General features: G+C 66.1%; 22 protein-coding genes. 15 read left to right on the forward strand and 7 right to left on the reverse strand.

All coding sequences use genetic code 11. The annotated features are described in order from the left end of the window. Window positions 1-121: 121 nt before the first annotated feature. Window positions 122-442: a hypothetical protein gene (locus BIWAKO_RS04160; RefSeq protein WP_069877464.1), complete on the forward strand. Its 321-nt coding sequence runs from the start codon at window positions 122-124 to the stop codon at window positions 440-442. Window positions 443-505: 63 nt separating this feature from the next. Here the strand turns inward: BIWAKO_RS04160 and BIWAKO_RS04165 are convergent, their stop codons facing one another. Further along, the gene (locus BIWAKO_RS04165) at window positions 506-1,261 is read right to left on the reverse strand and encodes a tRNA1(Val) (adenine(37)-N6)-methyltransferase (RefSeq protein WP_069877465.1); all 756 of its coding nucleotides are present in this window, start codon (window positions 1,259-1,261) and stop codon (window positions 506-508) included. Continuing rightward, window positions 1,254-1,478, reverse strand: a complete 225-nt coding sequence (locus BIWAKO_RS04170; RefSeq protein WP_069877466.1) for a putative signal transducing protein — start codon at window positions 1,476-1,478, stop codon at window positions 1,254-1,256. Before BIWAKO_RS04170 ends, BIWAKO_RS04165 begins: the two co-directional genes overlap by 8 nt. Window positions 1,479-1,628: 150 nt before the next feature. On the opposite strand from BIWAKO_RS04170, the gene BIWAKO_RS04175 reads away from it, so the two are divergent. After that, complete coding sequence (locus BIWAKO_RS04175; protein ID WP_069877467.1) at window positions 1,629-2,645, forward strand: polyprenyl synthetase family protein; 1,017 nt, start codon at window positions 1,629-1,631, stop codon at window positions 2,643-2,645. A gap of 14 nt (window positions 2,646-2,659) precedes the next feature. Here the strand turns inward: BIWAKO_RS04175 and BIWAKO_RS04180 are convergent, their stop codons facing one another. The 3 genes from BIWAKO_RS04180 to BIWAKO_RS04190 all read right to left on the reverse strand — a co-directional run bounded on the left by BIWAKO_RS04180 (window position 2,660) and on the right by BIWAKO_RS04190 (window position 7,451). Continuing rightward, a complete protein-coding gene (locus tag BIWAKO_RS04180; RefSeq protein WP_069877468.1) occupies window positions 2,660-3,544 on the reverse strand; it encodes a 4-(cytidine 5'-diphospho)-2-C-methyl-D-erythritol kinase in 885 nt (294 codons plus the stop codon). A 32-nt stretch (window positions 3,545-3,576) separates the two neighbouring features. Then, window positions 3,577-5,355 carry a tetratricopeptide repeat protein gene (locus tag BIWAKO_RS04185; protein ID WP_244523354.1) on the reverse strand — a complete coding sequence of 593 codons (1,779 nt, stop codon included), beginning with the start codon at window positions 5,353-5,355 and terminating at the stop codon, window positions 3,577-3,579. Window positions 5,356-5,771: 416 nt separating this feature from the next. Continuing rightward, a complete protein-coding gene (locus tag BIWAKO_RS04190; protein ID WP_069882153.1) occupies window positions 5,772-7,451 on the reverse strand; it encodes an electron transfer flavoprotein-ubiquinone oxidoreductase in 1,680 nt (559 codons plus the stop codon). A 219-nt stretch (window positions 7,452-7,670) separates the two neighbouring features. Between BIWAKO_RS04190 and BIWAKO_RS04195 the strand changes: the two genes are divergently transcribed. Both BIWAKO_RS04195 and ypfJ read left to right on the forward strand, forming a co-directional pair. Next, window positions 7,671-8,483 (forward strand): uracil-DNA glycosylase, encoded by an 813-nt coding sequence (locus tag BIWAKO_RS04195; protein WP_069877470.1) that lies wholly within the window; start codon window positions 7,671-7,673, stop codon window positions 8,481-8,483. Window positions 8,484-8,671: 188 nt separating this feature from the next. Continuing rightward, window positions 8,672-9,553: a KPN_02809 family neutral zinc metallopeptidase gene (ypfJ, locus tag BIWAKO_RS04200; RefSeq protein ID WP_069877471.1), complete on the forward strand. Its 882-nt coding sequence runs from the start codon at window positions 8,672-8,674 to the stop codon at window positions 9,551-9,553. A 102-nt stretch (window positions 9,554-9,655) separates the two neighbouring features. Here ypfJ and BIWAKO_RS04205 read toward each other — a convergent pair whose 3' ends face one another. Beyond that, complete coding sequence (locus tag BIWAKO_RS04205; protein ID WP_069877472.1) at window positions 9,656-10,144, reverse strand: glycosyltransferase family 2 protein; 489 nt, start codon at window positions 10,142-10,144, stop codon at window positions 9,656-9,658. A gap of 127 nt (window positions 10,145-10,271) precedes the next feature. Here BIWAKO_RS04205 and BIWAKO_RS04210 point away from each other — a divergent pair, with 127 nt between their 5' ends. From BIWAKO_RS04210 to BIWAKO_RS04220, 3 genes are all read left to right on the forward strand, one after another. Beyond that, on the forward strand, window positions 10,272-11,462 hold the full coding sequence (locus tag BIWAKO_RS04210) for a PA0069 family radical SAM protein (RefSeq protein ID WP_084651147.1): 1,191 nt from the start codon (window positions 10,272-10,274) through the stop codon (window positions 11,460-11,462). A gap of 51 nt (window positions 11,463-11,513) precedes the next feature. Next, window positions 11,514-12,125, forward strand: coding sequence for a ribonuclease HII (locus BIWAKO_RS04215; RefSeq protein WP_069877473.1), 612 nt, complete (start codon window positions 11,514-11,516; stop codon window positions 12,123-12,125). 190 nt (window positions 12,126-12,315) lie between these two features. Beyond that, window positions 12,316-13,500: a site-specific DNA-methyltransferase gene (locus tag BIWAKO_RS04220; RefSeq protein WP_084651148.1), complete on the forward strand. Its 1,185-nt coding sequence runs from the start codon at window positions 12,316-12,318 to the stop codon at window positions 13,498-13,500. Here the strand turns inward: BIWAKO_RS04220 and mutY are convergent. Then, window positions 13,475-14,563, reverse strand: a complete 1,089-nt coding sequence (gene mutY / locus BIWAKO_RS04225) for an A/G-specific adenine glycosylase (RefSeq protein WP_074471506.1) — start codon at window positions 14,561-14,563, stop codon at window positions 13,475-13,477. The genes BIWAKO_RS04220 and mutY overlap by 26 nt on opposite strands. 62 nt (window positions 14,564-14,625) lie before the next feature. Here mutY and BIWAKO_RS04230 point away from each other — a divergent pair, with 62 nt between their 5' ends. From BIWAKO_RS04230 to BIWAKO_RS04265, 8 genes are all read left to right on the forward strand, one after another. Continuing rightward, window positions 14,626-15,186 (forward strand): GNAT family N-acetyltransferase, encoded by a 561-nt coding sequence (locus BIWAKO_RS04230; protein ID WP_069882155.1) that lies wholly within the window; start codon window positions 14,626-14,628, stop codon window positions 15,184-15,186. Window positions 15,187-15,234: 48 nt separating this feature from the next. Continuing rightward, window positions 15,235-15,717: a DUF721 domain-containing protein gene (locus BIWAKO_RS04235; protein ID WP_069877475.1), complete on the forward strand. Its 483-nt coding sequence runs from the start codon at window positions 15,235-15,237 to the stop codon at window positions 15,715-15,717. 104 nt (window positions 15,718-15,821) lie between these two features. After that, on the forward strand, window positions 15,822-16,451 hold the full coding sequence (locus BIWAKO_RS04240) for a DsbA family protein (RefSeq protein ID WP_069877476.1): 630 nt from the start codon (window positions 15,822-15,824) through the stop codon (window positions 16,449-16,451). A 42-nt stretch (window positions 16,452-16,493) separates the two neighbouring features. Then, the gene (locus BIWAKO_RS04245; protein WP_069877477.1) at window positions 16,494-19,949 is read left to right on the forward strand and encodes a chromosome segregation SMC family protein; all 3,456 of its coding nucleotides are present in this window, start codon (window positions 16,494-16,496) and stop codon (window positions 19,947-19,949) included. 219 nt (window positions 19,950-20,168) lie between these two features. After that, entirely contained in the window at window positions 20,169-20,516 is a 348-nt protein-coding gene (locus BIWAKO_RS36320; protein ID WP_084651149.1) for an AtpZ/AtpI family protein, read from the forward strand. 44 nt (window positions 20,517-20,560) lie between these two features. After that, a complete protein-coding gene (locus BIWAKO_RS04255) occupies window positions 20,561-21,319 on the forward strand; it encodes a F0F1 ATP synthase subunit A (RefSeq protein ID WP_069877479.1) in 759 nt (252 codons plus the stop codon). Window positions 21,320-21,383: 64 nt separating this feature from the next. Continuing rightward, window positions 21,384-21,611 carry a F0F1 ATP synthase subunit C gene (locus BIWAKO_RS04260; protein WP_043231023.1) on the forward strand — a complete coding sequence of 76 codons (228 nt, stop codon included), beginning with the start codon at window positions 21,384-21,386 and terminating at the stop codon, window positions 21,609-21,611. An 80-nt stretch (window positions 21,612-21,691) separates the two neighbouring features. Next, window positions 21,692-22,276, forward strand: a complete 585-nt coding sequence (locus BIWAKO_RS04265; protein ID WP_084651150.1) for a F0F1 ATP synthase subunit B family protein — start codon at window positions 21,692-21,694, stop codon at window positions 22,274-22,276. Window positions 22,277-22,280: the final 4 nt, after the last annotated feature.

Below are 22,280 nucleotides of genomic sequence, written 5' to 3' on the forward strand. Positions count from 1 at the left end.
AAGGACAGCTGAATGGCGCGGTGTCGCGCCGTTCAGTTTTTGAGCGTTAGCATTTCACCGAATTGGCGTTCGACCGCGCGGCAAGGGCCGCGGGCGCCAGGCAGGGGAGAGAATCCACGCCATGCTTCGCAGAGCTTTTCTCGGTGTCGCGGCGGCCGTCAGCCTCAGCAGCGGCATCATCGCCAGCGCCCCGGCCTCGGCCCAGGTCGTTACCCTCGGCCTGAGTGCAGCCGCGCAGGCGGATCATGGCTACCAGCAGATCCAGTATGGCTACGGTCCAGGTTGGGGCCCGCGCCCCTATTACGGCCGGCCATATTATGGTGGCCCGCGTCCCTATTACGGCTATGACCGCCCATTTTACGGTCCGCGCTGCTTCTTCCGCCCGGTCCGTTATTGGGATGGCTGGCGCTGGGTCGTGCAGCAGCAGCGGATCTGCCGCTGATCTCACCGTCTGCGATTGCATCGGTTGTCCCGAAAGCGGTGATCCACTTTTCGGGCCGATGCATCAGCCGAGCAGTGCCCGGCCGCGGTGAACCGCTTCGCTGAGTTCGGTGAAGCGGCCATCAGGCCCGTTCAAGACAAAGGCCGGCAGCAGCACTGCCGGCTTTCTGCTGTTCAGCGTCGCCGTAACGAGGATGCGAATCGCCGGCCGGTCAGCCGAGGCGTGCACGGGTCGAATGGCGACGCCACCAAAGCCGGTTTCCAGCCCGTTCAGAATTGCCCCCAGCGCCTCGGCCCGATGAATGATCGCGATGCGTCCGCGCGGCTTGAGCAACCGGCGCGCTGCCTTCAACCAGATTTCGAACGGCTGATCGGCGACATGCGCCGTTCGCCGGTTGCTCACTGGCGACGCCTTCACCGTATCGTCTGCAAAGAAGGGCGGGTTCATTGCCACACAGGCGAAACCTGCTGGCACAAGGCTGACTTCGGCGCCGGCCCCGACATCGGCCGCAACAAGCCTGACCCGATCGCCGAAGCCGTTCAGTACGATGTTCTGCTCGGCCAGCGCCGCAAGGCGGGGATGCCGCTCGATTAGCGTGACCGTCAGCTCCGGCCGAAGCATCGCCGCGGCCAGACCGACCGTCCCGACGCCAGCGCCGAAATCGGCCAGCGGGCCTGGTTCGTCTTCCGACAGCGCCGCAGCGAGCAAAATCGCGTCCGTGCCGGCGCGATGCCCCTTCTTCGGCTGGCGAAGAATCAGACGGCCATCGAGCAATCGATCCTCGACGATCTCACCGAGATCCGTCTCCGAATCACTCATCGCGCAGCTCGGCGCCGAACCCCGCCTCGATCAAGAGCGCGCGGGCTCTTCGGCGATCCACCTCGCGCACGAGCAGGCGCCTCTGGAAGGCGCCGGTCATGCCTTCAAGCGCGCTCATATGCTGATCGGCGATCAGACAATCGAGATTGGCGGATGCGAGCAGCGCCTCGATGGCGCCAAGCAGGACAAGGTCATTGGTACGGACGAGTTCATGCATTGTGTCATGGAGACGAAGGCAGGGTCTGCGCGCAAGCCATTTTCGGCCCTGAACTCGCGGGTGCGGCGTCAAAGTGCGATTGCGGGGGCTGGCCACCCATGCAACGGTTGTGGCAATGCAACAAAGCTGAAATCGGCCGGAGTGAGCAGCGTGGGCGTCGTCGTACCCTTCGAGGACAAGGAACAGGGACAGGCCAGCATTGAGGGTCTTGTCGGCCTGACACGCACCGACATGGAGCGCGTCAATGCGATGATCCTGTCACGCACCGGCTCGGACGTCACCATGATCCCGGAGGTCGCCAACCACCTGATCTCGTCGGGCGGCAAGCGCCTGCGGCCGATGCTGACGCTCGCCACGGCCGCGCTGTGCGGCTATCGCGGCGAGGGTCATGTCAAGCTCGCGGCCAGCGTCGAGTTCATGCACACCGCAACGCTGCTTCATGACGACGTCGTCGACGAGAGCGATATGCGCCGCGGCAAGCTCGCGGCCCGCATGGTCTGGGGCAATGAAGCGAGCGTGCTGGTCGGTGACTTCCTGCTCGGACAGGCCTTCAAGATGATGGTCGAGGTCGGCTCGCTCCGCGCGCTCGATATTCTCTCCACCGCAGCCGCCGTCATCGCCGAAGGCGAGGTGATGCAGCTCGCCGCGGCCAAGAACACCGCCACGACCGAGGACGAGTATCTCGCCGTCATCCGCGGCAAGACTGCGGAGCTGTTCGCGGCGGCCTGCGAAGTCGGGCCGGTGATCGCAGAATCACCCAAGGCCGATGCTGCCGCCTGCCGCAGCTATGGGCTCAATCTCGGCATCGCCTTCCAGCTCATCGACGACGCGCTTGATTATGGCGGCGTCGCGAACAAGCTCGGCAAGAACACCGGCGACGATTTCCGCGAGGGCAAGATCACCCTGCCGGTCGTGCTCTCCTTCCGGCGCGGCGACGAGACTGAGCGCGCCTTCTGGCGCCGCACGCTGCAGGATGGCGAGATCAAGGACGGCGATCTCGAGGAGGCGCAGGCGATCATGCGCCGTCACCGTGCCCTCGACGATACGATCGAGCGGGCCCAGCACTACGCCAAGATGGCGAAGGATGCGCTCGGCCTCTTCCCCTCATCGCCGATGAAGCAGGCGCTGAACGAGACGGTCGATTTCTGCGTGGCGCGGGCGCACTGAGCAGCCCGCGGACTTCATCTGAGCAGGGTCGGCTTGATCCACCAATCCGGCCGCTCATCCGCCAGCAGCTTCGCGGCGGCCGCGCTCTGCCGGCAATCGTCGAACAGGGCAAAGCAGGTCGCGCCCGAGCCTGACATTCTGCCGAGCCGGTAGCCCGGTAGCCGGGACAGCCGCTGCAGGACGTCGGTGATGATCGGCGCGACCTGGGCCGCCGGGGCTTCGAGATCGTTGCCGGTCCGATTCAGCGCGGCAAGCAGGTCCGGAGCAGCAGCAAAGCGCTCCGCCGCACCGATGCCCGTTTCCGCTGCGGCCGGGCAAAATTGCCCCTGCGCAAGTCCGAGCGTACGAAAAACGTCTGCGGTGCCGACGGCCACATTCGGGTTGACCAGAATGGCGAAGAGCGGCGGAAGGCACAGTGCGGGGCCGAGGCGCTCGCCAATCCCAGCCATGATGCGCGCGCGCGACTCGAGGCAGACCAGGACATCGGCGCCAACCCTGACGGCGGCGCGCTGCAGCTCGGGCGATGCAGGTGAGAGCCCGTTCAGCCTCGCCAGCAGACGCAAGGCGGCTGCTGCGTCAGCCGAGCCTCCGCCAATTCCGGAGGCGACCGGCAGACGCTTGACGAGGTGGAAATGTCCGGTTCGCAGTTCGGGGAACTCGTCCGCCAGCGCCTGCACGGCCCGGAGAACCAGATTCCCGTCATCGGCGACAAGACTGGTGCCTCGCGGACCGCCGATCGTCAGGCCGAGGCCTGAAGCTGGCTCCAGCGCCAGCGAATCACCGACGCTGGCGAACGCGACGAGGCTCTTCAGCTCGTGATAGCCATCGGCCCGACGGCCGAGGACTTTAAGATCGAGATTGACCTTGGCGCGAGCGCGGGTCGTCAGCGCAACAGGCACGCGAGGTCCGTCACCGCATCACAACGCATCGGTCAGCCGCCATCCGCCTTCGGCTCGGCGGCATTGGCCGAGGGGGCCTCCTCCAGCCCCTTCTCGATCTTGTGCTTGATCTTGACCAGATCCTCGGGCTCCGGGCTGAGATCGCGGGCGGCGTTCCACTGAAAGACCGCCTCCAGCTTGCGGTCGACGCGCCAATAGACATCGCCGAGATGATCGTTGATCACCGGGTCGGAGGGCCGCAGTTCCATCGCGCGCTCGAGTTCGCGGGTCGCCTCGGTATAGCGACCGAGCCGGTAGTAAGCCCAGCCGAGCGAATCGGTGATGTAGCCGTCACGCGGGCGCAGTTCGACGGCCCGGCGCAGCATGCCGAGCGCCTCATCGAGCTTGAGATGCTGATCGACCAGGGAATAGCCGAGATAGTTGAGCACCAGCGCCCGCTCGCGCCCCAGCGCCTCCGGCATCAGTTCGAGGGCCTTGCGGAGATCCTCCTCGGCCTCCGCCCAGCGCTTGATGCGCTCGCGGGCAATGCCACGGAAGTAATAGAGGTCCCAGTTCGAGCGGCCCGGCGAAGCGAGCTTCGCGATCGCCTTGTCATAGGTGTCGGCAGCCTCGGCGAAGCGTTTGCGTGAGCGGTAGACGTTGCCGAGTGCCGAGAGCGCGTCGACATCGTCGGGACGCGTTGCGATCAGCGTTTCGAGATGCTTCACCGCCTCGTCAGACTTGCCAAGCGCTTCCAGCGCCAGGCCCGACTGGATCTCGGCATTGGAGGCCAGCGGCGAACCCGCCGGCATGCGGTTGTAGACCGTCACCGCATCATCGAGCTGCTTGGCCCGCTCCAGGATGTCGCCAAGCGTCAGGACGGCGAGATCGTGATTGGGGTCGAGATAGAGGGCGAGCCTGAGATAGAGCAGCGCAGCGGCCTCGTCCCCCTGGCGGTTCCCGGCGCTGGCGAGACCATAGAGCACTTCGGCTGCGCCCTGCTGCGCCGTAGCGACCGAGCGGGCAAGCGGCTCCTTGGCAGCGACCCGGGTCAATCCGTCACGCACGATGGGGTGATTCGGCAGGAGCCTGTCGAAGGCGCCATAGGTTGCCGCAGCTCCATCGAAATCGCCGGATCGGGCCTGGAAGCGAGCCCAGAGATCGACGAGACGCAGCGTCGTCTTCTCGGCCTCATAGGCCGCCTTGAGCCTGCGCTCGGAATCCGCCTTGCGGCCGGCGATATCGAGGATCAGGCCGGCATGATAGTCGCGGAACAGATTGTAGGAAGGCTCGCCCTTGAGCCGCTCGAGCGTCTCGATCGCGCGGTTGGTCTGGCCGGAGCCGGCATAGGACCATGCGGACAGCAAGGTCGCCGTGATGTCGGCGGAACGCCCGCGCCCGCCGCGCTGCAAGTGATTGCGCGCCGTCTGATACTGCTTCTGCTTGATGGCGCGAATGCCGATCGCGAGCTGCGCCAGCCCGTTGCTCGGGTCGCGTTGCACCAGCTTCTCGGCGGCGCGGAACGCGTCATCCATGGAGCCATCGGCCAGGAAGGCGACGAAACCACGCTCCAGCAGATCGTTGTTCTTCGGATCGCCCTTGATCGCCTCCCGCAGGAAGACCGAGGCCGCGCCAAGGTCTCGGCCGGCACCGGCCACGATCGCGGCCAGGTAATTGCCTTCAAGGCTTTCGGCAGGCTCAAGCGGCTCGGTGGTGCGGGTCGGCGCATTGGCTTGTGTGGTGGCCTGCGCAGCGGCCCCGGCATGAAGCGCGACAAACAAAGCCAAGGCCAATGTCGCGCCGGCCCCTCGGCCGTTCATTCGAAACGTCACGACTGCTATTCTCCCTCGGTCCGCTGCCTCGTGTGGCACAGGGGCTGGGTCCATTCAGCGCGACCGTGACCGCTTCGCATAGGCGTGCAAGATGGCCGTTTCCAGGCGCTCCGGCAAGCCGCAAAGCCGGCGGCAGATCGCCTCCGTAGCAAGGATGCAACAGCCGCTGCAATCACTTCATGCAGCGCACAAATTCAATCACGTCAGGCTGCAAATCGGCACGCCATCACCATTGCAGCTGCATCTCTTGGCTCTGTAGCGACGATTCGCCAAGATCATCCCAGGGGGACGTTCGTTCGCTCAATCGCCGCCGTCATCGGCCGCGCCTCGCAGGGTCCAGTGACCATTTCGGCGGAAAAGGCCGCCGCCCTGGCAGGGGCGGCCTCCTTATCGCACTGGTCGCCGTCACGGGCTCATCACATGTTCGAGTAACCCGGGCCGCCGCCCCCCTCAGGCACCACCCAGGTGATGTTCTGGGCGGGATCCTTGATGTCGCATGTCTTGCAGTGCACGCAGTTCTGCGCGTTGATGACGAAACGCGGGTCGCTCTTCGTCTCGTTATTCGCGTAGACGATCTCGTAGACGCCGGCCGGGCAATAGAGCCGGGCAGGCTCGCCATAGAGCGGCAGGTTCTTCGCCACAGGAATCGAGGGGTCGGTCAGCTTCAGATGCGCCGGCTGGTCTTCCTCGTGATTGGTCGAGGACAGGAACACCGACGACAGCTTGTCGAAGGAGAGCTTGCCGTCCGGCTTGGGATAGGTGATCGGCGTCACCTCGCTCAGTGGCTTCAGCGTCGCGTAATCCGGCTTGCCATGCTTGAGCGTGCCGAAAGGCGACCAGCCGAAGAGCTGGTTCAGCCACATGTCGATGCCGCCGAGCACGACACCGCCGATCGTCCCGAATTTCGACCAGAGCGGCTTGACGTTGCGGACCGGCTCGAGGTCGCGGCCGATCGGAGATGCGCGCCAGCTGGTTTCGATCTCGCTGACTTCATCATGCGCGCGTCCCGCCGCCAGCGCGGGCACAAGATGCTCGGCAGCCAGCATGCCGGACAGGATCGCGTTGTGGCTGCCCTTGATGCGCGGCACGTTGACGAAGCCGGCCGCGCAGCCGACCAACGCCCCGCCCGGGAAGCTGAGTTTCGGCACGGATTGCCAGCCGCCTTCGGTGATGGCGCGCGCGCCGTAGGACAGGCGCTTGCCGCCCTCGAAGACGTCGCGGATCATCGGGTGCGTCTTGAAACGCTGGAACTCGTCGAAGGGCGAGAGCGTCGGGTTCTCGTAGTTGAGATGCACGACGAAGCCGACGGTGACGAGATTGTCGTCGAAATGATAGAGGAACGAGCCGCCACCGGTCTTGCCGTCGAGCGGCCAGCCGAAGGAGTGTTGCACCCGGCCCTTGTGGAACTTCTCCGGCTTGACCTGCCAGATCTCCTTGAGGCCGATGCCGTATTTCTGGGGCTCACGATCCTTGTCGAGACCAAAGCGCTGAATCGCGATCTTGGACAGCGAGCCGCGCGCCCCTTCCCCCAGTAGCGTGTAGCGTCCGCGCAGCTCCATGCCGCGGGTGAAGCGTTCGGAGACCGTGCCGTCCTTGGCGATCCCCATGTCACCCGTGGCGACACCGGTGACGGCACCCTTCTCGTCGAAGAGAAGCTGAGCGGCGGCGAAGCCCGGATAGATCTCGACACCCAGCGCCTCGGCGCGGGTCGCCAGATAGCGCGTCACCAGCCCGAGCGAGCCGACGAAATTGCCGTGATTGTTCATCAGCTTCGGCATGCCGAAATTCGGCAGCCGGATTCCGCTCGGCTCGGTCAGGAAATAGAAGATGTCCTCGCTGACTTCCGTCGTCAGCGGGCGTGCCTCATCCTGGCGCCAGTCAGGCAACAGCGCGTCAAGACCAATCGGATCGATCACCGCGCCCGAGAGGATATGGGCGCCCACCTCGGCCCCCTTCTCGACCACGACCACCGAGATGGTCTCGTCGAGCTGTTTCAGGCGAATGGCGGCTGCGAGACCTGCGGGACCTGCGCCGACGATGACGACGTCATAGTCCATGCTCTCGCGCGGGGTGCTTTGCGCTTCCTCGAGTTCCATCCAGCCCTCCGCCAGCAACTTTCGCCTCGACGGCGATAGTTTACATATGAACGATCATGCTCTCTGGCTCAAGCCAAACCGAAACCAGATTGGAACCCCTCTATCCGGGCCCACGTTCCAATTTGCAACCGCGTTTGAACGCTCTGGCGAGCACGCGGAGCCGGGACAGCCGCCCGACAGGTGTCGCGAAGCCGTGTTGGACCGTGCTAAGACGCCGGGATGATCCCTGCTGGCCACGATCCCGTCGAACTCATTGCCTGGTACGCCGAGATGGGCGTCACCGAGATGCTCGACGAGACGCCGCATGACCACTTCGCCGAATCCCCACAGGCCGCCGAAGCAGCCGCCACACAGGCTGCAGCACGCCGCAATCCTCTGCGCGCGGTTCCTGCTGCGCGCGTCATCGCGGCCGACGCAACGGCGCCCGACGAGGCCATGCAGAGCGCGCGCCTGCTGGCCGGGCAGGCCAAGACGCTCGACGAACTGAAGGTGGCACTGGCCAGCTTCGAGGGCTGCGCGCTCAAGGCCACCGCGAAGAATCTCGTCTTCGCCGACGGCAATCCGGAGGGGCGCGTGATGTTCGTCGGCGAGGCCCCCGGCGCCGATGAAGACAGGCTCGGCCTGCCCTTCGTCGGGCGCTCCGGCCAGTTGCTTGACCGGATGCTGGCGGCCATCGGCCTCAACCGGCAGGAACATGTCTACATCGCCAATCTTCTGCCCTGGCGTCCGCCCGGCAATCGCACGCCGACGCCGCAGGAGGTCGCGATCTGCCTGCCGTTCATTCAACGGCAGATCGAACTCGCCAATCCCGATATCCTCGTCTGCATCGGCGGCCCCTCTGCCCAGGGCCTGCTCGGCTTCACCGGCATCCTCGCCTCGCGCGGCAAGTGGACCGAATATGAAATGGGCGCCCGGCGTATCCGGGCGCTTGCCACGCTTCACCCTGCCTATCTGTTGCGCCAGCCCCTGCAGAAACGCCTCGCCTGGCGCGACATGCGGGCGCTCAAGGCGGCGCTCGACGCAGCCAGCTAGAGTATTCGGCTGCGCCAACGCGGCCCTGCCGCAGCGACATCCCGGCCCACGGCAAATGGGACATTGCGGCTATCATTGACGCAATAGGAAGGGCCCGGGGAACCACCTGCGCACGAGCCGGTTGACGAACAGCTTGAGTTCCGGGCCTCTCTCCACGAGATTGCTCGGGACTAGACGGGGGTACCGCCATGCGCTGGGAAGATTATCGCCAGTCCGAGAATCTCGAGGACAGGCGCAATGGCGGCGGCGGCTTCGCCGGGCTCCCCGGGGGGCGCGGCGGTGTCGGCATCGGAACCATGGTCGTGCTCGGCCTTGTCGGCTGGGCGCTCGGGATCGATCCGCGCATCCTGATCGGTGGCGCCGAGATGCTCGGGGTCGGGCGCAGCGCCCCGACCCAGGAGAGCCGCCCGGCCTCGGGCCCGCCGCAGGATGAAATGGGCCGCTTCGTTTCGGCGGTGCTGGCGCAGAACGAGGACATCTGGACCAAGATCCTGCCGCAGCAGGCGAACCGCCGCTACGAACCGCCGAAGCTCGTGCTGTTCTCGCGCATCGATCGCTCGGGTTGCGGCACGGCACAGGCAGCGATGGGGCCGTTCTATTGCCCCGAGGACAAGAAGGTCTATCTCGACCTCTCCTTCTTCCAGGAGATGCAGCGCAAGCTCGGCGGCGGTGGTGACTTCGCCTATGCCTATGTGATCGGCCATGAGGTCGGCCATCACATCCAGAACCTGCTCGGCATCCTGCCCAAGGTGAACCAGCTGCGACAGCGCATCTCGGAGCGCGAATCGAATGCGCTGTCAGTGCGGGTCGAGCTGCAGGCGGACTGCTTCGCCGGTGTCTGGGCGCATAACGTCCAGGCGATGGGCCGAATCGACCAGGGCGATGTCGACGAGGCGATGCGGACGGCGGCGGCGATCGGCGATGACCGGCTGCAGCAAGCCTCGCAAGGTGTGGCCGTGCCCGATTCCTTCACCCACGGCTCGTCGGCGCAGCGCACACGCTGGTTCACGACAGGCTTCAAGTCCGGCTCGCTGCAAAGCTGCGACACCTTCCGGACGAACCAGCTCTAGATCATCGGACCGGGTCTCGTATCCGGTCCGATCTCACCTTCTGGGGTTGCATCGGCCGTCCCCGAGGACCGCAATCCACCGTTCGGCCCGATGCCTTGGGTCTCAGGATACGGCACGCTCCCGGCGCACCGAGAGACGCCGCGGCGCGGCATTCAGCCGTCCGGCCAGAACCAGTCCCTTCGGCAGCACCAGGCCGGCCCGCAGCCGACGCGGGCCGAATGACAGCGCGGCGCGCTCCTTGAGCGCCGCAGCAACCCCGCTCAGTGGCAGCAAGGCAGGCCTGTCGGGCGCCAGCAGCAGATGGCGCTCAGTCGCCTGAATCCAGTTTGGCTGCAGGATGTCCCCGGCGCTCAACAGAAGCAGCCAATCGCCGCGCGCCTGTGCGGCACCGGCATGCCAGCTTTCAGGCACAGCCGCCCTGACATAGGTCGCACCCGTCGCATCGGCGAGGCGCTCCACCTCCCCCTCACCGTTCGCATCGACGACCACGGCATGGCCGAGGAAACCTTCGGCAACGGCCGGGATCAGCACGGAAAAAGTCGCAGCGAGTGCTCTGGCCGGTCCGTCGGCCCTGATGACGGCTGTAAGCATGGCCCATTGATTATGACGCAGCGCAACATGCCGCAATCCCGCCGCTTGCATTCTGTTCCCTTTATGTTCACATTGATAGTCACGGAAACGCCGATTCTTACGGCCCTCTCAGGAACGGCTCAGCGCCATGCAGCAAGCCAGACCCAGTTCGCGACCGATCGCAGCCCAGCCGCTCAGGCGGCATGACGGCGAAACCCTGTCGGCATCCGCGCGTGTCGCCCCGGCGGATCCGCTCGCCTATGCCGGCCACCGCATCGATCCGGAACGACGGCGCGGGCGCGGTGCAACGATCAATCCAGGCGGACGCTTCGAGACCGAGCAGCGCGTCGCCGAAGATGATGGTTGGGGCTCTCTCGGCGAATTGCCCGCCTTCAAGACCGAGGTCGCGATCGAGAAGGCGCGCACGATCATCACGCGAAACGATTCGCCGGATATTTCGTTCGACCGATCGATCAACCCCTATCGCGGCTGCGAGCATGGCTGCGTCTACTGTTTCGCGCGACCGAGCCATGCCTATCTCGGGCTGTCCCCCGGGCTCGATTTCGAGAGCAAGTTGACAGCCAAGCCCGACGCCGCGCTGCTGCTCGAGAAGGAATTGTCGGCACCGTCCTACCAGCCGCGAACCATCGCGATCGGCACCAATACCGACGCCTATCAGCCGATCGAGAAGAAGCTCCGGATCATGCGCTCGATCCTGGAGGTGCTGGCGCACTTCCGCCATCCGGTCGGCATCGTCACGAAATCGGCGCTGGTCCAGCGCGACATCGACATCCTGGCACCGATGGCAGCCCAGGGGCTCGCCAAGGTCGCGATCTCCGTGACGACGCTCGATCCCAAGATCGCGCGCGGCATGGAACCGCGCGCCGCCGCGCCAGCGAAACGGCTGGAGACGATCAAACGCCTGTCGGATGCCGGCATTCCGGTGACCGTGCTGGTCGCGCCCATCATCCCGGCGATCAACGAGCAGGAAATCGAGCGCATCCTCGACGCCGCCAAGGCCGCCGGGGCGCGCGAGGCCGGTTACGTGCTGCTGCGCCTGCCGCTCGAGGTGAAGGATCTCGTCCAGGACTGGCTCCTGACCCACCACCCGGACAAGCTGCGCCATGTCGTTTCGCTGATCCGCTCGACACGCGGCGGCAAGGATTACGACTCGGCCTGGGGCCAGCGGCAGGTCGGTTCCGGGCCCTATGCCTGGATGATCGGGCGGCGCTTCGAAATGGCAGCCGAACGCCTCGGCTTCAACACGACGCGTCTCAGGCTCCGCACCGACCTTTTCCTCAAGCCGGAGAAGGAAAAGGCACAACTCAGCCTGTTCTAGGCGACGACCTTCCGGCATAAGCCCGGCAACGATTTCTTTCCTGGACCGGGCATGGCCGCCGATTTCAGCCGCGAGGCGCAGGCAATTGAGCAAGGATTCTGGCCGCTGGCCGGTGTCGACGAGGTCGGGCGCGGGCCGCTGGCCGGGCCGGTGGTGGCGGCTGCCGTCATTCTCGACCCCGGCCTGATCCCGGCCGGCCTCGCCGATTCGAAGGAACTCAGCGCCGCAAGGCGCGAAGCGCTGTTCGGGGAGATTGCCAAAGCTGCGCTTGGCATCGGCATCGGCAGCGTCACAGCGCAGGAGATCGACGTGCTCAACATCAGGCAGGCGACGCAGCTCGCCATGAAACGCGCGGTTGCCGGTCTGCCTGTCCAGCCGCGGCATGTGCTGGTCGATGGCAACGACCCTCCCACTCTCCCCTGCCCCTGCGATGCGATCATCAAGGGCGACGGCAGCGTGGCCTCGATTGCAGCCGCATCGATCATCGCAAAGGTGACGCGCGACCGGATGATGGCGCGCCTGGCGACGCATTATCCGGCTTATGGTTTTGCCGGGCATGCCGGCTATGGCACGGCCGCGCATCGCGCGGCGCTACAGATCCATGGCCCGTGCCCGGAACACCGTTTTTCCTTCGCGCCGATCAAGGGCGTATGGCGGCGCTGAGCGATCGTGCGACGCCCGCGAGGCGTTAGCCGTTTCTTAACTCCCGATCAGGATTCGGCTGGTTTGCCAATGCACTAGGCAAAAACTGCAGCCCCAAAACGAGACGCATTTTTTTCAACCCGGAAACCCGGCTTTTACCCTGACTCCCCCAAGATCGCGACTGTTGAAGTTGCGTAAATGGTTCGGCGTCATGGGTACCTCGCGTACCGGGACTGCCAGCGCCGCCGTCCGGATTCAGGTTTCGCGTACCGGACGGCCTGCGCTGCAGTCTCGGATGAAGGCTTCGAGCCTTTCATTTGATCTTCCGCTCGATCAGGTCGTCGTCGGCGACTGCATCGCCGCGCTCGACCGCCTGCCTCCGGCAAGCGTCGACCTCGTCTTCGCGGATCCACCCTACAATCTTCAGCTTGGCGGCGATCTCCGCCGGCCTGACGACAGCCTCGTCGACGCTGTCGACGACGACTGGGACAAGTTCGCCTCCTTCGCCGAGTATGACGCCTTCACGCGAGCCTGGCTGACGGCCTGCCGGCGGGTGCTGAAGCCTGACGGCGCCATGTGGGTGATCGGCTCCTACCACAACATCTTCCGCGTCGGCGCGATCCTGCAGGATCTCGGCTTCTGGATGCTGAACGACATCGTCTGGCGCAAGGCCAACCCGATGCCGAACTTCCGCGGCCGGCGCTTCACCAACGCGCATGAAACACTGATCTGGGCAGCGCGCGGCGAGAGCTCGAAATACACGTTCCACTACGAGGCATTGAAGGGCGGCAATGACGACCTGCAGATGCGCTCGGACTGGTACCTGCCGCTCTGCACAGGCGAGGAACGTCTGAAGGACGCGTCCGGCGCCAAGGTCCATCCGACCCAAAAGCCGGAGGCGTTGCTGGCCCGCGTCATGCTTTCGGCCAGCAACCCCGGTGACGTGATCCTCGATCCGTTCTTCGGCACCGGCACCACGGGTGCCGTCGCGAAGGCGCTCGGTCGGCGGTTCATCGGTCTCGAGCGCGATCCGGTCTATGCGGAGGCGGCGCGCAAGCGCATCGCGGCTGTCCAGCCATTGCCGCCCGAATCGTTCTCGACCGCGCCTTCGAAGCGCAGCGAACCGCGCGTGCCGTTTCTCAGCCTGGTCGAGGCCGGGCTGGTCAAGGCCGGTGAGACTGTCGTCGACGAGAAGCGCCGCCACAAGGCAACGATCCGGGCCGACGGCACGCTGTTGCTTGGCCCGGCCGTCGGCTCGATCCACAAGGTCGGAGCGCTGGCCCAGGGGCTACCTGCCTGCAATGGCTGGACCTTCTGGCATGTCGAGCGCCCGGAAGGGCTGACGCTGCTCGATTCACTGCGCGGCGAGATCAGGGCGCAGATGGCAGCGGCCTGAGCGCCTCGAGCCCTGCCTCGAGCGCTTTCAGGAAGACCGCCGGGAACGGCTCGTCCCGGAGCCGCGCCAGCGGGGTGAAGCGGGAGCCTTGCGGCGCTGGTGTCGCCCGCGGGGCACGCGCGACAAGGATCGTGAGTTCCAGCGGGAAATGGGTGAAGACATGGCGAACGGGCGTTGCCAGCCTGCGCCACTGCGCCGGAAGCGGAGCGTCCCGCATGGCCTCAGCGAGCCGGTAATCCGCGCTCCACTGGCCGGTCGGCACCTCCGCCATGCCTCCAAGCAGCCCCTTGGCCGGACGCGTCCGCAGCAGAACTGCGCCATCCTCGCGTAGCAGCACGAAGGCTGCCCCGAAGCGGGTTGCCCCGGTCTTCTTCGCCGCCTTCCGCGGAAAAGTCTCCTGTGTCCCCACCGCCCGCGAGATGCACGGCGCTTGCCACGGACAAATGCCGCAGGCTGGCGAGCGTGGCGTACAGATCGTTGCGCCGAGATCCATCAATGCCTGCGCGTAATCGCCTGGACGTTCCGACGGCAACAGGGCCAGGGTGCGCTCCCTGACTGCCGGCTTGGCACCCGGCAAGGCCTCCTCGATCGCAAAGAGGCGGGTCATGACGCGCTCGACATTGCCGTCAACCGCGACCGCCGGCCGGTTGAAGGCAATCGCAGCGACAGCACCCGCCGTATAAGTGCCGATGCCCGGCAGTTCGCGCAGGCCTTCCTCGGTATCGGGAAAGCGCCCCGCGTGCAGCGCCGAGACCGCCTTGGCGCAAGCATGCAGATTGCGAGCCCGAGAGTAGTAGCCGAGGCCGGCCCAGGCCTGCATGACCTCCTCGCTCGGCGCGTCGGCAAGGGCTCCAACCGTCGGGAACCGCGCCATGAACCGTTCGAAATAGGGCTTCACTGCCGTGATCGTGGTCTGCTGCAGCATGATCTCCGAGACCCAGACGCGATAGGGCTCGGCCGTCTCGCCGGGCAAGGCACGCCAAGGCAGGACACGACGGTGGCGATCGTACCAGTCCAGCAGATCGGCAGCCTCTGGCACGGGCGGTCGCGTTGCGAGCTTCATGGACCCGGTTTAGCGTGCCGCCCCCCAACCGCAAGCTCCGCAACGCGCGAAAGTCCGGAAACGTGGCCCAGGCGAACGCCATCCCCGCCCTCGAAACGCGCCGCCTGGTCCTCAAGCCGCTGACGCTCGATGACGCAGCAGCGATCCAGGCGCTGTTTCCGCATTGGGAGATCGTGCGCTATCTCACAAGGCGGGTGCCCTGGCCCTACCCGCCCGACGGCGCGCTCACCTATCTGCATGAGCTTGCCCTGCCGGGAATGGCTGAGGGCACGGAATGGCACTGGAGCCTGCGGCTGAAGAGCGAGCCTGGCCAACTCGTCGGCCTGATCTCGCTCAGGGAGGGCGAGGACGAGAACCGCGGCTTCTGGCTCGGTCTGCCCTGGCAGGGACAAGGGCTGATGAGCGAAGCGGCGGCCGCCGTCACCGATTTCTGGTTCGATGTCCTCGGGCGTTCGGTGCTGCGCGTGCCGAAGGCCGCCGACAACACCGCGTCCCGCCGCATCTCCGAGAGCGGCGGCATGCGCGTCATCCGGGCCGAGATGCGCGATTATGTCGGCGGCCGGCATCTTTCGGAGATCTGGGAGATCAGCGCCGAGGAGTGGCGACGTCACCGTAACAGCTGATAGAGCTTCGGCCCTTGTCGCGCCGATGCGCCGGACCCAGAATAGAGCATGGCTGCCAAACCCCTCGCCGACCTGATCGATGACTGCCTTGCGCCGGCGCTCGCCGCGCAGGGTTTTGCCGGGCGCGCCATCGTCTCGCTCTGGCCGGAGATTGTCGGCGAGCGGCTGGCTGCACGGTCGCGGCCGCTCAAGATCGACTGGCCGCGCCGACGCCCGGCGCCCGGCGAGACCTCGGAACCGGCGACGCTCGTCGTGCGCGTCGAGGGCGCCTTCGCGCTCGACATGCAACAACTCGGGCCCGTGGTCCTGGAACGGGTCAACACCCATCTCGGTTGGCGCGCCGTCGGCAAGCTCGTGCTGAAACAGGGCCCGGTCGAGGCCCCGCAGCAGAAACCGGTTCCTCCGCCGCCCGATCCGGCTGTCGTCGGAAGGATCGCCCAGCAGGTCGCCCATATCGAAGACCCGGGACTCCGGGCCGCGCTGGAACGGCTCGGCCTGGGCGTGGCTCAGAAATCCGCCACCACGAGATGACACGGCTTCGTGAGGAAGCCGTCATTCCCCGCGAACCGATCTTGCCACATTCGTGTTGGCCACTATGGTCCCGACACCGATTTGGCCCCTTAGGATATTGCACGATGACGAACAGGCGACAGCTTCTGACCGGCGCGGCCGGGATCGCAGCCGCCGCGATGCTGGGTTCCGCTCCGGCCCGGGCGCAATCCTCGACTGCCGACCTCGCTGTCGCCGGCCCGCTGGGCGATGTCTGGCTCGGCAAGCCCGACGCCAAGGTCAGCATCATCGAATACGCCTCGCTGACCTGCAGCCATTGCGCGACCTTCCACCGCGATACCTGGCCGGCGCTGAAGGCGAAATATATCGACACCGGCAAGGCGCGCTTCACGCTGCGCGAATTCCCGCTCGACCCGCTGGCGACGGCGGGCTTCATGCTGGCGCGCTGCAACGGCAACGACAAATACTACCCGATGTCGGATCTGCTGTTCGATCAGCAGCGCAACTGGGCTTTCACCGAGAAGCCGGTCGATGCGTTGGCCGCGATGGTGAAGCAGGCCGGTTTCACACAGGAATCTTTTGAAGCCTGCTTGAAACGGCAGGATATCTATGACGCCGTCACGCAAGTGAAGGATCGCGGGGCCAAGGCTGGTGTCGACTCGACGCCGACCTTCTTCATCAACGGGCAAAAGCGTGCAGGTGCGCTTTCGATCGCGGAATTCGACAAGATCCTCGAGCCGCTGCTGGCCGGCTAAGCCCACGCGCCACCCTGCCGCCCTGGACGATGAGGCGCGTCGATGCATCTGACGCGCCTCAAGCTGACCGGCTTCAAGACCTTCGTCGAGCCGTCCGAATTCCTGATCGAGCCTGGCCTGACGGGAATCGTCGGCCCCAATGGCTGCGGCAAGTCCAATCTCGTCGAAGCCCTGCGCTGGGTGATGGGCGAGAGTTCGTTCAAGAACATGCGCGCGTCCGGCATGGACGACGTCATCTTCGCCGGTTCCTCCGAACGTCCCGGCCGCAACATGGCCGAAGTCGCGCTGACCCTCGACAACAGCGACCGCAAGGCTCCCGCCGCCTTCAACGATACCGATGTCCTCGAAGTGACCCGCCGGATCGAGCGCGAGGAAGGCTCGACCTATCGTGTCAACGGCAAGGAGGTGCGCGCCCGCGACGTGCAACTGCTCTTTGCCGATGCGGCGACCGGTGCCCGCTCGCCGGCCCTGGTGCGGCAGGGGCAGATCAGCGAACTGATCGCCGCCAAGCCGCAATCGCGCCGCCGCATCCTTGAAGACGCCGCCGGCATCGCGGGCCTGTACAGCCGCCGACACGAGGCCGAACTCCGGCTCAGGGGGGCGGAAGAGAATCTGACACGGCTGGAGGACGTGCTTGGCGAGATCGGCACGCAGGTCGATGCCTTGCAGCGGCAGGCGCGTCAGGCCGGGCGCTATCGCAGCCTTGCCGCCGACATCCGCCGCGCCGAGGCGACGCTGGCCCTCATCGCCCATCGAGACGCGCGCGAACACGCGGCCGCTGCCGATCGGGCCCTGGAAGCGGCGGTCCGCGGCGTTGCCGAACAGACAGGCATCCAGGCCGAAGCGGCACGTCATCAGGCCGTGGCGGCGCATGCGCTGCCGGCGCTGCGCGAGGCCGAGGCCGCCGCGGCAGCCGCGCTGGTCAGGCTGAAGCGCGGCCTCGATGAGCTCGAGGCCGCAAACAGGCGCTCCAAGCTGCGCGCAGATGAACTTGGCAAGCGCCTGACCGAATTGCAGAGCGATCTCACGCGCCAGGACCGCGTCGCCGACGATGCCGCCGAAAGTCTCGCGCGGCTGACCGGAGAGGATGAGACGCTTGCCGTCGAAGCCAACGCAGCCACGACCATGAGTGAGTCTGCAGGAGCTTCGCTGGCCGAGGCTGAAGCGATCCTGCTTCAGGCAGAGGGCGAGCATTCCACGGCACAGGCCAGATTGTCCGAATTCGCGGCCCGCCGCGACGCCATGGAGCGGGCACTCCGTGAGGCCCAGAGCCGGGAGGCCAGGAATGTCGGGGAGCGGGACAGGTTGCGTCGCGACCTCGCCGCGCTCGACGCGGATGATGCCGCGGCTCAACTCGACAGGCTGAAGGGCGCGCGCGCTCAGGCCGAGGAGGCCATGCGGGAGACGGATTCGGCGGCGGCCAGCGCAAGAGCTGTTCTGAGTACAGCCCGAGAAGAAGAGACCCGCCTGCGCGCGCCGCTGGCCGAGGCAGATCGCGCAGCCCAGCGCCTCGACACGGAAATCCGCACGCTGCAGAAACTGCTGGCACCGGCAGCCGGCGATCGCTGGCCGGCGATCCTCGAAGCGATCAGCGTCACGAAAGGGTTCGAGACCGCACTTGGTGCGGCCCTTGGCGACGATCTCGACGCCGCCTCCGACACAGCCGCACCGGCTCATTGGCGCGACATGGGCGATGCTGCGGGGGACCCTGCCCTTCCCGATGGCGCCGAGGCGCTGGCCCGGCATGTGCGCGGGCCGCAAGCTCTGGCGCGGCGCCTGGCTCAGGTCGGCATCGTGCCGCGCGAAGAGGGCCCGAGGCTTCGCGCCTCGTTGCAACCCGGCCAGCGCCTGGTTTCGCGCGAAGGAGACATCTGGCGCTGGGACGGCTTAACCAGCGCTGCGGAGGCCCCATCTCCTGCGGCCCGCCGCCTCGCCGAAAAGAATCGCCTTGGCGACCTCGAACGTGAGGCGGAGGCCGCGCGCAAAGCTGCCGAGATTGCGCGGCAGGGCCTCGATACGGCCAGCCAAACGGTTCGCGCCTCCGCGCAGGCTGAAACGGTCGCCATCGAAGCCGTGCGGCTCGCCCGGCGCGATCTGGATCAGGCCCGAGAGCGGCTCGCAAGCGCCGAGCGCAAGGCCGGCGAGACAGCCGCGCGCCGCTCGGCTCTCGATGAGGCCGTCGCCCGCCTGGGCCAGGCGATCGCGGAAGCGACGACCCAGGCTTCTGCAGCCGAAGAGGCACTGGCCGCACTGGCGCCGGCGACCGAGCTCGAAAGCGTCCTCCTGAAGGCGCGCGCCGTCCTCGGTGAACAGCGAGCAGCCGCTTCGGATGCGCGTGCCCGCGTCCAGACCCTGGCGCGAGAGGCAGAGCTTCGCGAGCGACGCCGCGCCACGATCTTCGTCGATATCCGGGCCTGGCAGGAACGAGCCAGGACGAGCACCCAGACCGCCGACGAGACGAAGCGGCGCATCGCGACTGCGGAGATCGAGCGCAAGGCGCTGCTCGAAGCACCGGACACCTTCCTGGTCGAGCGCAGGCGCCTGGTTGGCGATATCGAGGCGGCCGAGACAGCACGCCGCGAGGCGGCCGACCGCCTGGCTACAGCGGAAACCGTCCAGGCTGAGGCCGACCGGCTGGCCAGAGCGGCACTGGAAACCCTCTCCGGTGCGCGCGAGGTCCGCGCCTCCGCTGAGGCGCGCCTGGAGGCAGCCCGACAGCGCCTGGCCGATGTGGAGAGGCAGATCGAGGACGGGCTCGAGACAGGGCTCGCCGGCCTCCAGGAACTGACCCTGATCAAGCCCGGCGAAGCGCTGCCGAATCCCGCCGAAATCGAAGGTCGCCTCGCGGGCCTGAGGGCCGAACGCGAGCGTCTGGGCGCCGTGAACCTGCGTGCCGAGGATGAACTCGTCGAAATCCAGACCAAGCGCGCAGGCCTGACAGGGGAGCGCGACGACCTGAGCGAGGCGATCCGGCGCCTGCGCCAAGCCATCGGCGCGCTGAACCGCGAAGGCCGCGAGCGGCTGCTGGCCGCGTTCGAGGTCGTGCACGAGCACTTCCAGCGTCTGTTCGGCATCCTGTTCGGCGGTGGTACGGCCGAGCTCCGGCTGGTCGACTCGGAGGATCCTCTCGAGGCGGGGCTGGAAATCTTCGCGCGCCCCCCGGGCAAAAAGCCGCAGGTGATGACCCTGCTCTCCGGCGGCGAGCAGGCCCTGACCGCGACCGCCCTGATCTTCGCCGTGTTTCTGACCAACCCCTCGCCGATCTGCGTGCTCGACGAGGTCGACGCGCCGCTCGATGACGCCAATGTCGAGCGCTACTGCGATCTGCTCGACGATATGGCCCGAAATACCGAGACGCGCTTTATTTTGATCACCCACAACCCCATTACCATGGCGCGCATGGAACGGTTGTTCGGCGTGACCATGGCCGAGCGAGGGGTCAGCCAACTGGTCTCGGTCGACCTCGCAACAGCGGAACAAATCCGCGAAGCCGTCTGAAAAAAAGCCACATTCGGGTTCGCAATGCGGCAAGAATGCCGCACAAAGCACTAATATCAAATAATTTCAACAGCTTAACACCAATCCCCCTGCCTTGACAGTCGCCGGAGCGGACAATAAAGGAAACGCGCTGACAACGGCTCGGCCTGCGGGTCCGGACAGGTTCGCGGCAATTTCGGACGCGGTCGTGGCCATGACACGGTCGGAAGGGAGTTGCTGATGTCTGAATCCGACCCGAACGGCTCCGATCCGAGGTTGCGGGAAAGACTGGACTCGCTGAAGGCCGCCCTCGGGCGTGCTGAAGCCGCCGAAAAGGCGGATTCAGAGAAGGCGGGTCCCGACAAAGCGCTTGCTGGCGCGATGTCATCAGGTTTTCGCGCGGCCACGGATATGGCTGGCGGCGTTATCGCTGGTGCCCTGATCGGGTATTTCGGCGACCGGTGGTTGGGAACGTCGCCGTTCCTGCTGATCGCCTTCCTGGTGATCGGAACTATCGCCGGCCTGCGCTCTGCCTATCGGCTCGGAACGCGCCCTTCCTCACCGAAGGGCGGCGAACCGGAACGTTGAATGTGTTTGCAGTGCCCCGAACCGGGGCAATTTAGGGGTGACTTATGGCGGCTGGCGGCGGAATCGATCCGATCCACCAATTCGAGATCAAGCCGATCCTGGGCCTGCGGCCGTTCGGCCTCGATCTGTCCTTCACCAACGCTTCGCTGTTCATGGTGGTGGCCGTCGCGGTGATCTCCGCCATCATGATCTATGGCTCGAGCCAGCGGGCGACGGTTCCAGGCCGCCTGCAGTCGCTCGCCGAGATGCTCTACGAGTTCGTCGCGTCCACCATCACAGGCGTGATGGGTCGGGACGGGATGCGCTTCTTCCCCTTTGTGTTCTCGCTCTTCATGTTCGTGCTGACCGCGAACATGCTCGGCATGGTGCCTGGTTCGTTCACCGTCACCAGCCAGATCATCGTGACGGCGGCCTTCGCTTTCCTCGTGATCACCGTCGTGCTGGTCTACGGAATCATGAAGCATGGCAGCCATTTCTTCGGCCTGTTCGTGCCGTCAGGCGTGCCGGGCTGGCTGCTGCCCTTCATGGTCCTGATCGAAGCCGTTTCCTTCATGTCCCGGCCGATCTCGCTCAGCCTGCGTCTGTTCGGCAACATGCTGGCCGGTCACATCGCGCTCAAGGTCTTCGGCGGCTTCGTCGTCGCCCTGACCGGCGCTGGCATCTACGCCACGCTGGCGCCGCTGCCGCTGTTCCTGGCCGTCGCGCTGACCGCGCTTGAGTTCCTCGTCGCTTTTCTGCAGGCCTATGTCTTCACGATATTGACCTGCGTCTATCTCAACGACGCTCTCCATCCGGGACACTAACCGGGCGAGCTCGCGAGACTTCACCCTTCCACCACTCTCAACTGTTTTACATCGGAGAAAGACTATGGATCCCGTCGCAGCTAAGTATATCGGCGCTGGTCTCGCCAGCCTCGGCATGGGCCTCGCCGCTATCGGCGTCGGCACCATCTTCGGCAACTTCCTGTCCGGCGCCCTGCGCAACCCGTCGGCTGCCGACGGCCAGTTCCCGCGCGCCTTCATCGGCGCGGCGCTCGCGGAAGGTCTCGGCATCTTCGCGTTCGTCGTCGCGCTCGTTCTGCTCTTCGTCGTCTGACGAGCATTCACTGCGGCTCCGCAGGCGTTATCATGCGCCGCGGAGCCGTCATTCGTTGACGCAACCTTCAGAGGCGTTCCATGCAGGTTCGCGCTTCCCGCGCACAGCGCATCGGGGTCGTATCAGCCGCCGCCAGCGTTATGGCGGTTTCGGCCGACACGGCGTTCGCGAAGGGCGCTTTCCCCCCCTTCGACCCGACCTTCTTCGCCAGTCAGATCTTCTGGCTCGCGATCAGCTTCGGTGCGCTCTATTGGCTCATGTCGCGGATCGCCCTGCCGCGTGTCGGCGAGGTTCTTGCCGAACGCAGCACGACGATCGCTCGCGATCTCGACCAGGCAACCGAAATCCACGCCAAGGTCGAGGCCGTCGCCAAGGACCATGAGCAGGCGCTCGCCGAAAGCCGCCGCAACGCCCAGGCCATCGCTCAGGAGGCTCGCACCGCCAGCGCTCGCGAGACCGATGCCAAGCGTCACGCGACCGAAGCAGAGCTCGGCGCCAAGCTCGCAGCCGCCGAAAAGACAATCGCGGATCGCAAGACCGCCGCGATGAAGCATGTCGAGACGATCGCTGCCGGCGCTGCCGCCGAGATCGTCGGCAAGCTGACGGGTCAGAGCCCCACCGACGCCGAGACCGCAGCCGCGGTCAAGTCCGTCCTGAGCGCCTGAGGAG

Origin of the sequence: Bosea sp. BIWAKO-01, assembly GCF_001748145.1 — a bacterium.
Taxonomy (GTDB): domain Bacteria; phylum Pseudomonadota; class Alphaproteobacteria; order Rhizobiales; family Beijerinckiaceae; genus Allobosea.

Bases quoted from the DNA above. Each gene is read 5' to 3' on its own strand.
- BIWAKO_RS04255 (WP_069877479.1), top strand. From the start codon at position 20,561: ATGGCGGCTGGCGGCGGAATCGATCCGATCCACCAATTCGAGATCAAG.
- BIWAKO_RS04205 (WP_069877472.1), bottom strand. From the start codon at position 10,144: ATGCTTACAGCCGTCATCAGGGCCGACGGACCGGCCAGAGCACTCGCT.
- BIWAKO_RS04240 (WP_069877476.1), top strand. From the start codon at position 15,822: ATGACGAACAGGCGACAGCTTCTGACCGGCGCGGCCGGGATCGCAGCC.
- ypfJ (WP_069877471.1), top strand. From the start codon at position 8,672: ATGCGCTGGGAAGATTATCGCCAGTCCGAGAATCTCGAGGACAGGCGC.
- BIWAKO_RS04195 (WP_069877470.1), top strand. From the start codon at position 7,671: ATGATCCCTGCTGGCCACGATCCCGTCGAACTCATTGCCTGGTACGCC.
- BIWAKO_RS04235 (WP_069877475.1), top strand. From the start codon at position 15,235: ATGGCTGCCAAACCCCTCGCCGACCTGATCGATGACTGCCTTGCGCCG.
- BIWAKO_RS04190 (WP_069882153.1), bottom strand. From the start codon at position 7,451: ATGGAACTCGAGGAAGCGCAAAGCACCCCGCGCGAGAGCATGGACTAT.
- BIWAKO_RS04170 (WP_069877466.1), bottom strand. From the start codon at position 1,478: ATGCATGAACTCGTCCGTACCAATGACCTTGTCCTGCTTGGCGCCATC.
- BIWAKO_RS04260 (WP_043231023.1), top strand. From the start codon at position 21,384: ATGGATCCCGTCGCAGCTAAGTATATCGGCGCTGGTCTCGCCAGCCTC.
- BIWAKO_RS04245 (WP_069877477.1), top strand. From the start codon at position 16,494: ATGCATCTGACGCGCCTCAAGCTGACCGGCTTCAAGACCTTCGTCGAG.
- BIWAKO_RS04220 (WP_084651148.1), top strand. From the start codon at position 12,316: ATGGGTACCTCGCGTACCGGGACTGCCAGCGCCGCCGTCCGGATTCAG.
- BIWAKO_RS04215 (WP_069877473.1), top strand. From the start codon at position 11,514: ATGGCCGCCGATTTCAGCCGCGAGGCGCAGGCAATTGAGCAAGGATTC.
- mutY (WP_074471506.1), bottom strand. From the start codon at position 14,563: ATGAAGCTCGCAACGCGACCGCCCGTGCCAGAGGCTGCCGATCTGCTG.
- BIWAKO_RS36320 (WP_084651149.1), top strand. From the start codon at position 20,169: ATGTCTGAATCCGACCCGAACGGCTCCGATCCGAGGTTGCGGGAAAGA.
- BIWAKO_RS04210 (WP_084651147.1), top strand. From the start codon at position 10,272: ATGCAGCAAGCCAGACCCAGTTCGCGACCGATCGCAGCCCAGCCGCTC.
- BIWAKO_RS04165 (WP_069877465.1), bottom strand. From the start codon at position 1,261: ATGAGTGATTCGGAGACGGATCTCGGTGAGATCGTCGAGGATCGATTG.
- BIWAKO_RS04160 (WP_069877464.1), top strand. From the start codon at position 122: ATGCTTCGCAGAGCTTTTCTCGGTGTCGCGGCGGCCGTCAGCCTCAGC.
- BIWAKO_RS04265 (WP_084651150.1), top strand. From the start codon at position 21,692: ATGCAGGTTCGCGCTTCCCGCGCACAGCGCATCGGGGTCGTATCAGCC.